Here is a 14,040-nt window from a genome sequence, read left to right as displayed (position 1 = left end):
GCATGGAGACCGCATCGGTGTCAATGAATACTGCTCACCGTTATCCGAAACTTACCCAAAGAAGGGCAAGCCGTCATTGGCGTTCGGTTCCTGCTTCAGCCACCATTGCTTGATGTCTCAAGTCTGACATGATGTCCACAGGCGTTTCACTTCCCGTGTAACTCACGGTAGTTCTTGTGTTTCTTCCAGGTATGCAAGGTTCTTCGCTGCGTTATAATCTCGGTCGGTCACATAGCAGGGCAGGCCGAATCGTGGTGAAATCGAGTAAATCCCCCACAATAACTTCAACGCCTCGTTTTTCTAATTGAGTACTTTGTATATCGCGCTTATGGATGACTAGCTCACTCACCTTCATGGCATCTAACCTTTTTGTCTAATGTGGGTATATACTCGCATTAGACAAAAAGGTTAGATGCTTATCTCTTCCAATTGAGAAAGGAGCGTCCTCAGCATCTTCAGTTGATCCTCTCCGAGTGTCTCTTCAACGGCTATCTGGGACTTTTGCCACAAGGGAGTAGCGAGAGAAAAAGTTTTACAGAAAACCGAGCGAGAAAGCCCCTGTGATTCATTCAGGGGATGAATCGCCGTTCCTTTGAAGGCGCAGGGGAAGGGGAGATCCTCGCAACAACGGATGGTAGAGGGCTTGACGAGATACCACCATGCTGCTATTCTATGGAATATCCGTTCTAGTCAAGAAGAGCCAGCCATGCGAGAGAGAGATGGGATGCGCAAAGAGCCAGACGGCAAGAGACCACAAAAAACAGCAACTCCCCGTACACCGACCTTTCTGCTGGAACTGCCCCTGGTGGTGAACGCCGGGCAGGCCAAGCGCCTGCGTGCCCATCTGGAAGCGGCTCGCCAGCTCTCCAATGCCATGCTCTCCCTCGGACAACAGCGCCTGCGCCGCATGCGTGCTGACCCCGCCTGGCAAGAGGCCCGCTCCCTTTCTCGCGCCCACAAGGCTCAGCGAGCGGCGGCCTTCTCCTCCTTGCGCACAGCTCATGGCTTCACCGAAGCGGCCTTCCATCAAGCGGTCAAAGGTTTGCGCGTCGGCTGGATCGCTGAACACATTGAGGCGGTACTCGCCCAAACGCTGGCGAGCCGTGCCTACCGTGCTCTCAATCGTGTCTGCCTGGGCAAGGCCAGACGAGTGCGGTTTAAGAGCCGAGGGAGGGGCTTCTCTAGCATTGAGAACAAGCGCAACGACACCAGCCTGCGCTTTGTCCTGCAGCCACCCGAGAAGGGAAACGCAGGGTTCCTGCTCTGGAACGGGGACCAGTTGCCAGCTCTCATCGATTGGCAGGATGAGGTGGTGTGTCATGGCCTCAGACATCGCATCAAGTACGCTCGCCTCCTCCAGCGTCCTGCCAGCAGCAAGAGAGCAGCGGGCGCCGATGCTGAGGGCCGCCGCTACTGTGTGCAGCTCGTCCTGGAGGGCACGCCTCTGCAGAAGCCCAAGCACATGGTTGGGCACGGAATCGTTGGTGCTGATGTGGGTCCATCCACCCTGGCGCTTGTTCCCCAGGAGGGGGAGGCCAGTCTGCAGGTGTTCTGCGCGGAACTGGCGCCTGATGAGAGAGCCATACGTCGCTTGCAGCGGCAGATGGATCGACAGCGGCGAGCAGGCAATCCCGAGCACTATGACGAGAAGGGGCGCATCAGGAAGCAAGGCCCCAAGAAGCGAGAGTGGAAACAGAGCAAACGTTATCAGGCGACGAGGCGGCGCAAGGCGAGCAAAGAGCGCAAGCTGGCGGCGCATCGTAAGAGCTTGCATGGGCGTACGGTCCATGAGGTGCTGGCGCTGGGCAAGACCATCATTCTCGAAAAGATTTCCTACAAGGCATGGCAGAAACGTTTTGGCAAGGTGCGATCCGTTTCGTCGAAATCGAGAAGATCGAGGGATGACGAGCTCGCGAACACGAGACAACTTGTTGCCTGATGAGAGGTGTAATTCCTCTCTCCTCTGGTGATGAGGAAACAGCATAAACCCTGGAGTAGCGACTGGTCATCAATCTCCAAAGCGGGTTTAAATGAGGATAAGACAGGAGTCTGCCCTGTTGATCTCTTCTAGCAGGCTATTACGGTCAGCAGTTCGTCTAACAAGACGGATGAAACGAATGCATGAAAGAACCATCGTTAACTGTACCAAGCCTACGCAGAATAAGAGGCTTGCCCAAAAAGGGAACATGAACTGGAGAAGGGATTTTTGCCGCTCTTCTCATCACCCAAAGAGTTCATCGGTGGATAGTGCAGACCTACGATAGCGCAAAACAGGTAACAGGAACGGAATAACCAGGTCAAGGCTCTCAAGGGAGGTCGATACCATGAGCAGGTGCCAACCGTATGCCTCTCCTGGCGAGATCGCTTAAAAAGCGAATGCCTGGAGTAACGTCCAGGATATGCTGACGTAAGCGCGGTAGTACAGAAGGAAAAGGCACAAGTACGATGGCAGAGAGGAAAGCATCCAGGATCAAAACCTCAAAGAAGGCCAATGACCCTGAGAGTGAGGCTTGGAGCAGCATTCCCTGGCGCAAGCTAGAGAAACATTGCTTCCGCATCCAAAAGCGCATTTTCCGAGCGAGTCAACAAGGCAACCAAAGAGCAGTACAGAAACTTCAGAAACTGCTGATCAAGTCGGAAGCAGCCCGAACCCTGGCGGTACGAAAGGTGACGCAGGATAATCAGGGAAAAAAGACGGCTGGGATTGACGGAGTAAAATCAGTCAAACCGGCACAAAGACTTGATCTTGTGAAACACATCCATCCTCAACAATGGCCCGAAAAATCGCCCCCCGTCCGAAGAATCCACATTCCGAAACCGGGAAAGCAAGAGAAAAGGCCATTAGGCATTCCCGTTCTCTCGGAGCGAGCGCGACAAATGCTCGTCAAACTTGCCCTTGAACCAGAATGGGAGGCCAAGTTCGAGATCAATAGTTATGGTTTTCGTCCCGGTCGTTCCTGCCATGACGCGATCGATGCAATCTTTATCAGCATCAAACACAAAGGAAAATTTGTGCTAGATGCTGATATTGCAGGTTGTTTTGACAACATCAACCATGAAGAACTGATAAGGAAACTTACGACCTATCCACAACTGACTCAGGCGATCACAACATGGTTAAAAGCGGGTGCGATTGAAAATGAAATGTTTGTGAAAACAGAAGCAGGAACTCCGCAAGGAGGAGTAATTTCTCCATTACTGGCAAATATTGCATTACACGGACTAGAAACGACCATAACAAGCGCATATAAGCCCAAGGAGGGTATTCCTCAAGTCATCCGATATGCTGATGATTTTGTGGTGTTACACCCGACAGAGGAAGGAGTAAAGAAAGCCCAGACACTAGCCATACAGTGGTTACAAACCATAGGGTTAGAGCTAAAACCAAGTAAAACAAAAATCGCCCATACACTCAAAGCACGAGGAGGTCCAGCTGGATTTGACTTTCTGGGCTTCACCATCCGACAATTTCCCGTAGGGAAAACGCACACGGGGAAGAATGGACACGGAAAACCTCTCGGGTTTAAAACCATTATTAAGCCAGAGAAAGAAAAAGTCAAACGACACCTCCGAGACATTCAACAAGTGGTACGATCACTGAAAGGAGCACCACAAGAGAAGCTTATTGCGGAGTTAAATCCTAAAATCGTAGGATGGTCAAGATACTATCAAACGGTGGTCTCGAAAGAGACCTACCAGAAATGCGATCATCTGGTCTACCAAAAACTGCGTTCATGGGCAAAATTCAGGCATCCACACAAGAACACACAATGGAGAACGGAAAAATACTGGAAAACAGTAGGAGAACGCCATTGGGTCTTTGGGAATGGAGAACTCAACCTGAAAAACCACCGCGACACAGTAATCAAAAGGCATGTGAAAGTCAAAGGAGCAGCAAGCCCTTACGATGGAAACTTGGTCTATTGGAGCCAGCGAATAGCAAACCATTCCATGACAAAAGGCAAACTCGCAAAGCTCTTACGAAAACAACAGGGCAAATGTAGGTGGTGTGAACTCATATTTCGAGAGGGTGACCTGATAGAAATTGACCACATCGATTGCAATCACAGCAACGATGTACTGCACAATCTCATGGCAATTCATCGACACTGCCATGACGAAAGACACGCGAGGTTGCAAAAGACGAGCATCAATGACAATGACTGTACAACTGAGGAGCCGTGTGAGGTGAAAATCTCAAGCACGGTTCTGAAGCCGAGCAGAGGAGGTGACTCCTCTGCTTAGGTTAATAGCGTGGGACTGCGAGCGCCAGGGATGTTTGTAGCACTGTTGAGACGCACCGCCGTGCCCCCTCTGGGGGTTGCGAGTACGGGCGGCATCCTGATCGAAGTTCCCACACGTACCACGGCGCTGAGCCAGTGGTGTCATGGCTGTGGCACAAAGGTCAAGAAGCCCCTCTCAGAGCGTTGGCATCAGTGTGCCTGCGGCGTGGGTCCCATCCAACGCGATCTCTATTCGGCATTTCTTGCTGCCTACCTTGATCCAGCAGATCCCATCCCCTCGTGTGCCCGATACCAGGTGTATTGGGAAGGTGCGGAAGCGCGCCTGCGGGCAGCACACGAGCGTACCGTTCAACGCGCGAGAGAGGGGCAGGTTCTGCCTCGAAGCTTGGGTTTGACTCGAGCCAGAGCGCGTCTGCCCGAAAGTCGAGGCGAACCACCACAAGGGCCTGCCTTCCTGCTTCGGCAAGGAAGATGGGAAGCGTGGAACGAACGCCTGGAACCCCCGCTGCTTTAGCACTGACACTTACACACAAGTTGTGGCGTGCTGAAAAGAAAAGGAAGGCCAAGCGAAGGAGGAAGGCTCATGCATCAAGAACCTTTACAGCACGCCGACACATGGGCCGCCCAGGTCTTTGGAGCGGCGGAATTGGGAGATCCGCGTCGCACGGATCGTTTGATCAAGATCGCAAACGCCCTGGCAGAGAATCCCTCAGCCTCATTGCCTCACGCGTTCGAAACCTGGGGTGGGACGCAGGGAGGATATCGATTTCTCAGGAATCCAGCATTCGGATATGAAGATCTCATTCTCCCCCACTGGAGCCAAACCTACTACGCGGCGACCCACCTCGCTCGTACGTTGCTGTTGGCTGACACCACCGAGTTTGACTTTACGAGACACAACTCGCTCAAAGGACGGGGGCCGGTGGGCAACAGCCGAGACAATATCGGGTTCAGCTTGCACACGGTGCTCGCAATGGACCCTCAAACACAGGAAATCTTGGGATGTATGATGCTCACCCCATTCATTCGCCAGCTTGCCCCACTTGGAGAGACGAAGGCACAGCGCAAAAAGAGGGTGCGAGAATCGCGAGTCTGGGAAGAGAGTATCCAACAGATCGGACAAGTGCCAGAGCACCACCAATGGATCTATGTGAGTGATAGCAATAGCGATGTCTACACGTTTTGGCAGGCATGCGAGGAGCTTGGGTATGATTTTGTCCTACGAGTGGCTCAAGATCGCAACGTAGAAATTTCGCAAGGAGAGGAGCAAGCCGCGTTCGATGAAGGGCATCTTAAGACATTGGCTCGTGCCCTGCCTGGCGTGGATGTTCATTTGGTGAGCATTCCTGCCCAGCATGCTCAACCGAGGCGAGATGCCCTTCTCCAGATCAATTTTCAAAAGGTACGTGTCCAGCCTCCTCTGCACGGAGCGTGTTTCCGCAAAACGGAGATTGTCGCCTGGGTGGTACGGGTTTGGGAATCGCAGCCACCCGAAGGACAAGAGCCGTTGGAATGGATCTTGTTGGCCACCCTTCCAATCACTTGCCCAAGCGAGGCATGGGAAGTGGTGCAATGGTATGGCTGGCGCTGGCTGTTGGAGGATTTCCACAAAGCCCTCAAAACGGGTTGTCGGATAGAACAGCACAATGTGCAAAGCATGGAGGCTCAGTGGAAATTACTTGCAGTGTTGACTCCCATCGCCTTGCGTTTGTTGATTATTCGGCACACGGCGCAGGAAGCAGAGGAAACGCCTGCGACCAACGTGATTTCGCCAGAGGCCGTCCAAGTGCTTCTCTTCCTGGATAAACGCCATCGCAGCATCACGACGGCCAAAGAGGTGTGGCACGCGATTGCGCGTCTGGGAGGCTACCTCGACCGTAAGAGCGATGGTCCCCCTGGATGGCAGACCTTATGGAAAGGATGGATGCGCGTCATGGACGTCTTGGATGGCGTTCATCTCGCTGCCCTTCTCCATCCTTCATAATTTGTGTGTAAGTGACAGTGCTTTAGCACGGGGAGCTTCAGGTCCCTTCTGGGTGACACAGACGGTATGCTCTCGTTTGTCGTTCCCTTTCCTTAGAGAGACCAACCCATCGCGTGCGAGAATATGCACATTCCTTCCAATGGTCGAACGATCACTTCCAAGCTTTTGGGCAAGATCAGTCAGGCTTTGCTCAGTTTCCTCCTGAAGAATGCTTCTTAGAAGCACATATTGAGTCACCCTGAGACCACTGGGCGTAAGCGCGTGATCATAGACCTCAGTAAGTGTCTGGGCTGCGTAGCGCAGAGTTGTGCAATGACAAAGAAATGTTCCTTCCATAACGCGAAGGCTCCAGACCCGCGTCAAGCACCAACTCACACAACAGCGTCTCACAACGCCCATATCGATGGATAATTAACCTTTCTCGACCCTGGCTTGCAGACATCCAGCACACGCACACCTGATGCACATGAGTTTGGACGTTCAGACGATATACCCATCTTCTATTGATCAATGAACATGCCAGGAAGGCTGAGCACCAAACTTAGCCCTTTGAGGAGATGTTGTCGGGAGGTGATAGGTGGTTATAAGCATCCCTACCAGCTTCTCGGTCTGCTCCTGGTGCGTCTTCAATACTGTAAACTCATGTCTTTGACCACTATGTTCTTGAATACGTAAAGCACCTTTCACCATCGACTTCTTGAAATCGAGTGCCCGAATTGAAGCAAATGGCACCACCAACAGCAAACGAGGATGAGATGGGGGAGAGAAGAGGAGGACCTGATCCGTTGCCACAACCCACGTCGGAAGTACTACACGCCGCTTTCCCCACGGGCCTCTTCCTGCTAGGTGCCGATGCCAGAGCAGGTCAACTCCTCCCAGAGGCCGCGCGTGTGGCAGCATTTGGGCAAAGAGTGCTCGCTCTGGGGGGCTTATATGCTCGAGAAAGTCCTGGGGATTTCCAGCCCTTTGGGATCGCTTGGCAAAAAATGCCATCAGGATAAGCCATTGATAACGCAAGGCCCCAAACAAAGACGGCGCAAAGAGCAAAAAAAGTATGACAAACACAAACAGAAGATAGAAAACTACAAGCGGAGCAACAAACACTACAATCATAGCGACACCTACTCCCACATCCTCTGCCAATCCCAACACTGGTGTTGCACCACCACCTGTCACGGCAGACGCAGAAGTGCGAATACCCATTTTTGTAGTATGACTGAGCGCTGCCATAACCGCACCCACAATTGCCAGTGGCATGGCTCGATGATCCACCCCTACAGCTCCCGCAACCAGCGCTCCTGCTATGGGTCGTAGTACAGTATGCACAGTATTCCAAATTGCACTTGCACCTGGAACCTTGTCCAACACAAAATTGAGGATCGCAAGTATCGCGAGAATAACCAGTGAAATGGGATGCGAGAGAAAAGCGTAATCAGGATTGATGTGAAAACCAGGAATGAGATGCAATTGTGCAAAAAGACACACTGCCAACAGAGGGAGATAGGCATTGATCCCAGATAAAAAAGCTAATCCTGCAGCAAGTCCTAAAAGACCAAGCATATCCATGAAATATCCTCATTTCTCCATATCACTATATCTTTTACTTATCTTTATTCATTTGCTTTTAATACTTGCATGAAAGTCACATAACATCAAAAATTATATTATGCTGCATCGCCCCTGTATCCCTTGAAACCATCTCGCAAGATCGGATACAGTGACAATGTGCGACAACACTACTCGCAGCAATACTTGAGCGGGCGATTCACTGAGAGAGATGTTCATATGAACGCGGTTATCGCCATGAGTGCTGTGAGCAAAAGGGGCACCTTTTTCAAAGTATACAAGTAAGAAAATCTCTTTACCAGGACAAAAGCCAGACATTTTCAGGATACTTTGCTTTATTATCTATATCAATCAACTTTTTACACTTAAAATCATATAATACTAATTATCATATTATTCTTCATTTTTTGCAGCAAAATCGCAGAAATCAACACATCACCTCCACACAAATGTGACTCTCCTAGGATGCTTTCTCTTTTCACTTATAGAGTAAATGGCTTGCTCCACCAATCTCGCTGTTTATCCTCTTTCTCACCCCTCATGTGCTCTCTCCAGGCAAAGCTTTGGTGAAAGATCGCAAGCCCTAGTCCACTACTGTTCCTTTCCGTCTGCCTGCGCGATGGATCAGCACGATAAAACCGCTCAAAGAGATGTGAGAGGTGTTCTGGGATGATCACGATGCCTATATCACGGATGGTGAGGCGGGCCTTGGCTGAGGTCTTCTCAACGGTCACAGTGACATATCCTTTGGGGTTGGTGTAGTAGATCGCGTTCTCCAACAAGTTCATCACTAGTTGAATCAGCCTGACTTCATCGCCCATAGGGACAACATTCGCTTGGACATGTAGGTCAAGTTGAATGCGACGCTCAGTTATAAGAGCATGAAGCGTCTCGACCACGGTTTCTACGAATCTGTCAAACTGTACCAGCCCGCGCTCAAATCGCACCTGTCCCTCATCCATGCGCGCCAATGTTAATAGATCACTGATCAGTTGGCTCAAGCGTTCCGTTTCGCCTCGAATCTCGTGGAGGGTGGTGATTGCTTCTGGGAGGGTTGGTGTTTCTAGCAAGGCTATCCCCGCTTTGTTGCGGATGACGGCGACGGGTGTCCGTAGCTCATAGGATGCGTCGGCGACAAAGCGGCGCTGGCGGCTGAAGGATTGATCGAGGGAGGAAAGCATCTCGTTGAGGATCAGGGCACCTGTAAATGGACCAGCTTCTGCACTAAATTTCCCATAAAGCCTGCCCCAACGATCAGGATGTCGTCACCGAACGAGATGTTTGCTTGCTCTACAGCGTTGATTGCGCAGGAGAGGGGTTCGAGTAACACCTGTTCCAGCGGGACATCCTCCACACATACACAGTCCTCTGGTTTCGCCGCCACGTATTCTGCATATCCTCCCTCCGGTATCCAAACACCCACCTTATTCCCAACCCCGAGGTTCTCAAGTCTGCTCAATAACACCACTGATCTCATGGCCAGGGAAACGTGGAAATGGATCCATCTCGCCTCTTCCAGACCACACATCCACTTCTGAAGTACAAACGCCACAATACGCTACTTTGACGAGCACCTCGCCTGCTGCAAACTGTGGACAAGGGCGTGTGAGTAGGTAACAGGGGAGCGCCTCCTGCTTCCAACTCACACAACTGTGGCCCTATATTGATGCGCTTATGAGCGTCGAACCAGGGCTTTGCGCTCGAACCTACGCCACCATGATTGGTAGAGCAACGGCTTCTAACTCTCGACGAACCTGACCGTCTCGTCGAGCGGTGCCCGACCCAGACGAGCATGATTTGCCGTGAGGTCCTCGAACCCGATCGACATGCCGCAGAAGAGAATGAGCTCGTCCGGGGGTGAGAGGATCTCCGCGACGGTCTTGTGATACTTCGCCCACGACATCTGCGTACAACTGTGCAGCCCTTCGGCGCGAAGCAGCAGCATGATGGTCTGCAGATACATGCCAACGTCTGCCCATTGGGGCGGGCACATGTCGCGATCGATGTAGCAGAATAGGGCGGCGGGCGCGCCGAAACAGTCCCAGTTCGCGGCAGCGGCTCTCTGGCGGGCCTCCCAATCCTCGCGCGAGATGTCGAGTTCGCCATAGCGCTGCTTGCCAAAGGCAGATCGACGCTCGTTGTACGGGGGCTTCAGTGCGGGTGGGTACATCTCGTACTCCTGCTTGTCCCAGGGGTCGCCTGCGGCCACGCGCTCACCGGCGCGTTTCTTGAGTTCGACCAGCGGCGCGCCGGTTAGCACGTAGGCGTGCCACGGCTGGAGGTTCGATCCGGACGGCGACCAAGCTGCGGCGGACAGCACGCGCACCAGCATCTCCTTCGGGATAGGCCGGTCGGTGAATCCGCGCACAGCCCGTCGACTCGTGACGGCCTCATAAATGTCCAAGATTTCCTACCTTCCTAAAAGCGCATTCATCACGTCTACGATCACCCGAGCGCCGACAAGCACTTGAGCTAATCTCTCACCAGTAATGGTGTTGACGCGACTAATTCCAAAATTTACAGTAGAGCGCTAATTTGAAAATCGCTTAACGATCCATATATTGATCGTGTGGCTCATTGCGTGCCGCCTCGAGAATCTTCTGGGCCACAGCTTCAGCACTATCGGGTTCTGGTCCGCTATGTGCTGGCCGCGGAGCCTGATTTATATTCGTTAAGCTATTTTTGCCGAAATTCGTTGCCGTTTTACGAGGGAACATCGTTGTTATGCGAATATTATCCGAAGCTAACTCCTCTCGTGCACTATCAGAGATTTTATTGAGAGCAGCCTTTGTAGCGGCGTACACCCCCACGCCGGGAAGGGACATTTTTGAAACGATCGCACTAACATTGATGATCAGACCTCCACCGTTTTGACGCATCTTTGGGATCATAGCCTGCATCGCTTCTATGGGGCCAAGCACATTGAGTTCAAGAATCTGGCGAAACTGATCGATATCCACATCAGACACGTTGCCACTCACTGCTTGTCCGGCATTATTGATGAGAATATCAATTCGTCCATATTGCTGAAAAACGCTGTCTACCATTGCCTCGATCGCAACCTTGTTACGCATATCGGTGGGGATCGCGATAGCCTCGCGATGTTGCTCATGAAACTCATTGACAATGGTATGAAGGGTATCGGCAGAGCGCGCTGCAAGTGCGATCTTTGCTCCTTCTTGAGCAAAGAGACGTGCGGTAGCCAGGCCAATACCTCCAGATGCGCCTGTAATGATAACGACTTTATCCTGAATATCCATAAGAAGGTACCCCCTTTTTCTTGAGCAAGAAGCTTGTCCGGCAGTAGTTTGCTAAACTACGAGCCTTCTGCTGTTTTTTTAGCGAAAAAGATACGACCCATTTGCGCATCCTATTTGTTTGTACGACCAACCAATTTCGCACAAAAAAATTTATTGATCGGACGAAGGTTCAGCCACAAAGAGCCGTTGCACCAGTTGATAAGCAGCTGTGAGATCGAGGCCTGGCTGGGCAAGCTGCTGCAGCGCGAGACCATCGGTGCATGCTTGCACCACCGCCGCGAGCGTCTCGGCTCGGACATCATCCATCCCGGTCTGTAGCTGGATCGTCTGCGCAATCCCCTGTCGTCCTTTCGCCAGCATTTCGCCTATCGCGAGGAGAAACCCAGGATTGCGCAGACCGAGGGCATAGAGCTCATAGCGCAGACGATACCAGGCTGGATCATCGCGACTGACCGCTGCAACGGCAAGCATGACCACCTCGCCAAAGGAACACTCCCTTGACGACATACTCTCCAGAGTCTGCATCAAGCGCTGGCTGAAGCTCACACCAGCTTCATACACCACGGCTAGCAGCAGGTCGTTTTTAGAGGCGAAGTAATAATGGAATAGCCCAGGAGAGACACCCGCTAGGCGCGCAATCTCCTTGACGGTCGTAGCCTCAATCCCTTGCTCGGCAAGCAAGGTGTAACCGGCCGCAATCAGGCGCTCCCGATTATCCTCATGGTGAGTCCAGGTTCTCTTCTGCTTCGCATTTGTTTGTTCGTCCATACAAATAAAATAGCAGCAGCAAGCTATTTTGTCAAGGGCCCTATCTGACACCTATCTGACATCCGCTAATATTCTTCTGGCGGACCGCAGGCTCGCTTTGAGAGGAGAGGGAAAGTGCAAGGGCAACTCGCGCTTCCCTTGCCAGACTAAGGAGTACTTCGTTGTCTTTCGCCATAATATGGAGCAACGTATAAGGAGGCAAATCTAATGATAATCAGGTGAAATCCATATCATAAGTGTAAAGAGAAAGGAGGGTTCCCTACCAGGACAAGAACCACACCACTCTTGATGGTGCTTAAGAATTGGTAGTCTCAAAGTTAAGTGCAGATGAGGATGACATCAAGAAAAATGTGTGTCTAAATAGATTTATCTACAAGAGAAGGAGCGCATCTATTATGAAAACCAAGCGCCTTGGACGCACTGGATTAAAGGTCTCTGAAATTTGCCTGGGTACAATGACTTTTGGCAACCAGTGTGACGAGCCAACCTCGCACGCTATTATGGATAAAGCATTCGATCACAAGGTTACCTTTTTTGATACGGCGGATGCCTATCCACTCGGAGGCTCACTAGAGACTGTAGGGCGAACGGAAGAATATATCGGTACTTGGCTCAAAGGCCGACGTGAACAAATTGTGCTGGCAACCAAGTTCTTTGGACAAATGGGCAGCGGCCCAAATGAGAAAGGGGGGTCACGCAAACATATCATGAAAGCGGTCGAAGATAGCCTAAGCCGCTTGCAAACCGATTACATTGACCTCTATCAGATGCATTTCCCTGATTCTGAAACACCTCTTGACGAAACACTCAAGACGCTCGATGATTTAGTACATAGCGGCAAAGTGCGTTATATTGGCTGCTCCAACTATCCTGCCTGGCTGTTGTGCAAGGCCCTATGGATAAGTGACATACAAAGGCTTGCTCGCTTCGACTGCGTACAACCGCGCTATAATCTCCTGTTCCGCTATATTGAGGCTGAACTCCTTCCATTGGCTCTCGATCAAGGAGTGGGTGTCATTGCCTATAATCCTCTTGCAGGCGGCGTTCTCACAGGACGATATCAAGTAGGGCAGAATCTTGAGCAAGGGACGCGCTTCAGTCTGCAAAACGCGGGCAAAATCTATCAGGATCGGTACTGGCATGAGCCACAGATGCGCGCCGTTGCGGAACTCAAACAGCTGTGTGACGAGCGAGGACTTCCAATCGGACAGGTTGCTATCGCCTGGGTACTGGCGCAACCTGCAATCACATCAGCTATTGTTGGCGCGAGCAAGGCAGAACAACTCGATCAAACGCTGCCTGCTGTTCATCTCACCCTTGATGAGAAACTACTAGCGGCATGTGACACGCTCTGGTACCAACTTCCCCGCGAACAGAACAAAGAGGTTGCCTTCCGCTAGAGAATCAATCGAGAAATCACGCAGTCTTCCGAGGCTCTCTAAAAGCTGAGGGTTAAAACAAGTTACTTGAAGAGTGGACAAGTCTCCCTTTCTGTTGACATCTGTTGCTCTTGCGTTCGTCCCTCGTTTCTGCTAGAATTGCTCCTTGTACGGTGAGTTACACCGGAATGTACGCCTGTGGAGATCCTGTAAGACCTGGTAGATCCAGGCAGGCTGTTCGTTGAAGCAGGAACCGAACGCCAGATATGGCTTGTCCATCTTTGGGTCAGTTTCGGATAACGGGACATAGAGAACGCATACATTGTGAACGACGGAGCAGTGGTACAAATCGAAGAGATACCTGGGGTTGCCACGATACCGAGCCCGTCGTTCACACCATCAACCAATATGCGATGCCAAAGCGCGCCAGCATGGTCATGATCCTCTCCGAGAGGTCCTTGGTAGAGGGCATAGCACACGCTAAAGACAGCCACGTTATATCGTTCAATGACCTCTCGGATTTGAAAGAAAGGTACCCCATGCCAATCGCTATGCCCTTCGCCGCCCTATTCCGCGCGATTACACTGGCATCATTGTTACTCATCACCACCACCGGACGCCCACGGATCATCCCATCAAAAGAATTCCTGCGCCGACGCGTAGAAGTTGTTACATCGATTAATACAAAGATCCGCCGCTTCATCGCTCCTCTCGCCACGACACCCACGCGAGTCTCGCACGCAACGTGTACATGCCTGAGCATACCCGATACGCATCCCTTTCACAACAAATGAGACGGCTCCCCAGGCCTCGAATGTCATCCTCTCTGTGACTGTCAA

At 51.7% G+C, this 14,040-nt stretch carries 14 protein-coding genes and 2 pseudogenes; 6 read left to right on the top strand and 10 right to left on the bottom strand.

Translation table 11 applies throughout. The annotated features are described in order from the left end of the window. Positions 1-724: 724 nt before the first annotated feature. Positions 725-1,864: pseudogene (locus K3T82_RS43275) on the top strand (nuclease/transposase family protein); the annotation flags it as partial. Positions 1,865-2,306: 442 nt separating this feature from the next. Here K3T82_RS43275 and K3T82_RS43270 read toward each other — a convergent pair. Then, entirely contained in the window at positions 2,307-2,558 is a 252-nt protein-coding gene (locus K3T82_RS43270) for a hypothetical protein (RefSeq protein ID WP_220197514.1), read from the bottom strand. On the opposite strand from K3T82_RS43270, the gene ltrA reads away from it, so the two are divergent. The 3 genes and pseudogenes from ltrA to K3T82_RS43255 all read left to right on the top strand — a co-directional run bounded on the left by ltrA (position 2,446) and on the right by K3T82_RS43255 (position 6,228). Then, entirely contained in the window at positions 2,446-4,245 is a 1,800-nt protein-coding gene (gene ltrA, locus K3T82_RS43265) for a group II intron reverse transcriptase/maturase (RefSeq protein ID WP_220196912.1), read from the top strand. The two genes, K3T82_RS43270 and ltrA, sit on opposite strands and share 113 nt — an antisense overlap. Before the next feature lie 6 nt (positions 4,246-4,251). Next, positions 4,252-4,758: pseudogene (locus K3T82_RS43260) on the top strand (AAA family ATPase); the annotation flags it as partial. A gap of 69 nt (positions 4,759-4,827) precedes the next feature. Further along, on the top strand, positions 4,828-6,228 hold the full coding sequence (locus K3T82_RS43255) for an IS4 family transposase (RefSeq protein ID WP_220199664.1): 1,401 nt from the start codon (positions 4,828-4,830) through the stop codon (positions 6,226-6,228). Here the strand turns inward: K3T82_RS43255 and K3T82_RS43250 are convergent. The 8 genes from K3T82_RS43250 to K3T82_RS43215 form a co-directional block, all read right to left on the bottom strand. Beyond that, entirely contained in the window at positions 6,223-6,564 is a 342-nt protein-coding gene (locus tag K3T82_RS43250; RefSeq protein ID WP_220199663.1) for a MarR family winged helix-turn-helix transcriptional regulator, read from the bottom strand. The genes K3T82_RS43255 and K3T82_RS43250 overlap by 6 nt on opposite strands. A 171-nt stretch (positions 6,565-6,735) precedes the next feature. After that, positions 6,736-7,794 (bottom strand): DUF4126 domain-containing protein, encoded by a 1,059-nt coding sequence (locus tag K3T82_RS43245; protein WP_220199662.1) that lies wholly within the window; start codon positions 7,792-7,794, stop codon positions 6,736-6,738. 482 nt (positions 7,795-8,276) lie between these two features. Beyond that, on the bottom strand, positions 8,277-8,975 hold the full coding sequence (locus tag K3T82_RS43240; RefSeq protein WP_220199661.1) for a sensor histidine kinase: 699 nt from the start codon (positions 8,973-8,975) through the stop codon (positions 8,277-8,279). An 11-nt stretch (positions 8,976-8,986) separates the two neighbouring features. Then, positions 8,987-9,178, bottom strand: a complete 192-nt coding sequence (locus K3T82_RS43235; protein WP_220199660.1) for a hypothetical protein — start codon at positions 9,176-9,178, stop codon at positions 8,987-8,989. Between the two features lie 61 nt (positions 9,179-9,239). Beyond that, entirely contained in the window at positions 9,240-9,368 is a 129-nt protein-coding gene (locus K3T82_RS50675; RefSeq protein ID WP_420799417.1) for an alcohol dehydrogenase catalytic domain-containing protein, read from the bottom strand. A gap of 164 nt (positions 9,369-9,532) precedes the next feature. Further along, complete coding sequence (locus K3T82_RS43225; RefSeq protein WP_220199658.1) at positions 9,533-10,198, bottom strand: nitroreductase; 666 nt, start codon at positions 10,196-10,198, stop codon at positions 9,533-9,535. Positions 10,199-10,340: 142 nt separating this feature from the next. Then, positions 10,341-11,054, bottom strand: coding sequence for an SDR family NAD(P)-dependent oxidoreductase (locus tag K3T82_RS43220; protein WP_220199657.1), 714 nt, complete (start codon positions 11,052-11,054; stop codon positions 10,341-10,343). Positions 11,055-11,204: 150 nt separating this feature from the next. Next, on the bottom strand, positions 11,205-11,822 hold the full coding sequence (locus tag K3T82_RS43215; RefSeq protein ID WP_220199656.1) for a TetR/AcrR family transcriptional regulator: 618 nt from the start codon (positions 11,820-11,822) through the stop codon (positions 11,205-11,207). A 395-nt stretch (positions 11,823-12,217) separates the two neighbouring features. Between K3T82_RS43215 and K3T82_RS43210 the strand changes: the two genes are divergently transcribed. Further along, complete coding sequence (locus tag K3T82_RS43210) at positions 12,218-13,222, top strand: aldo/keto reductase (RefSeq protein WP_220199655.1); 1,005 nt, start codon at positions 12,218-12,220, stop codon at positions 13,220-13,222. 370 nt (positions 13,223-13,592) lie between these two features. On the opposite strand, the gene K3T82_RS50670 is transcribed toward K3T82_RS43210, so the two are convergent. After that, entirely contained in the window at positions 13,593-13,805 is a 213-nt protein-coding gene (locus K3T82_RS50670) for a hypothetical protein (protein ID WP_420799416.1), read from the bottom strand. Here K3T82_RS50670 and K3T82_RS43205 point away from each other — a divergent pair. Beyond that, complete coding sequence (locus K3T82_RS43205) at positions 13,741-13,995, top strand: hypothetical protein (RefSeq protein ID WP_220199654.1); 255 nt, start codon at positions 13,741-13,743, stop codon at positions 13,993-13,995. The genes K3T82_RS50670 and K3T82_RS43205 overlap by 65 nt on opposite strands. The last annotated feature ends 45 nt before the right edge of the window (positions 13,996-14,040 follow it).

Source organism: Ktedonospora formicarum, from assembly GCF_016587355.1.
Classification (GTDB): domain Bacteria; phylum Chloroflexota; class Ktedonobacteria; order Ktedonobacterales; family Ktedonobacteraceae; genus Ktedonobacter; species Ktedonobacter formicarum.
The sequence above is the reverse complement of the archived record's forward strand: the minus strand, read 5'-3'. Positions and strand labels throughout refer to the sequence as shown.

Coding starts and splice junctions, on each gene's coding strand:
- ltrA (WP_220196912.1), top strand. CDS start 2,446: ATGGCAGAGAGGAAAGCATCCAGGATCAAAACCTCAAAGAAGGCCAAT.
- K3T82_RS43270 (WP_220197514.1), bottom strand. CDS start 2,558: ATGCGGAAGCAATGTTTCTCTAGCTTGCGCCAGGGAATGCTGCTCCAA.
- K3T82_RS43255 (WP_220199664.1), top strand. CDS start 4,828: ATGCATCAAGAACCTTTACAGCACGCCGACACATGGGCCGCCCAGGTC.
- K3T82_RS43250 (WP_220199663.1), bottom strand. CDS start 6,564: ATGGAAGGAACATTTCTTTGTCATTGCACAACTCTGCGCTACGCAGCC.
- K3T82_RS43245 (WP_220199662.1), bottom strand. CDS start 7,794: ATGGATATGCTTGGTCTTTTAGGACTTGCTGCAGGATTAGCTTTTTTA.
- K3T82_RS43240 (WP_220199661.1), bottom strand. CDS start 8,975: ATGCTTTCCTCCCTCGATCAATCCTTCAGCCGCCAGCGCCGCTTTGTC.
- K3T82_RS43220 (WP_220199657.1), bottom strand. CDS start 11,054: ATGGATATTCAGGATAAAGTCGTTATCATTACAGGCGCATCTGGAGGT.
- K3T82_RS43215 (WP_220199656.1), bottom strand. CDS start 11,822: ATGGACGAACAAACAAATGCGAAGCAGAAGAGAACCTGGACTCACCAT.
- K3T82_RS43210 (WP_220199655.1), top strand. CDS start 12,218: ATGAAAACCAAGCGCCTTGGACGCACTGGATTAAAGGTCTCTGAAATT.
- K3T82_RS43205 (WP_220199654.1), top strand. CDS start 13,741: ATGCCAATCGCTATGCCCTTCGCCGCCCTATTCCGCGCGATTACACTG.
- K3T82_RS50670 (WP_420799416.1), bottom strand. CDS start 13,805: ATGAGTAACAATGATGCCAGTGTAATCGCGCGGAATAGGGCGGCGAAG.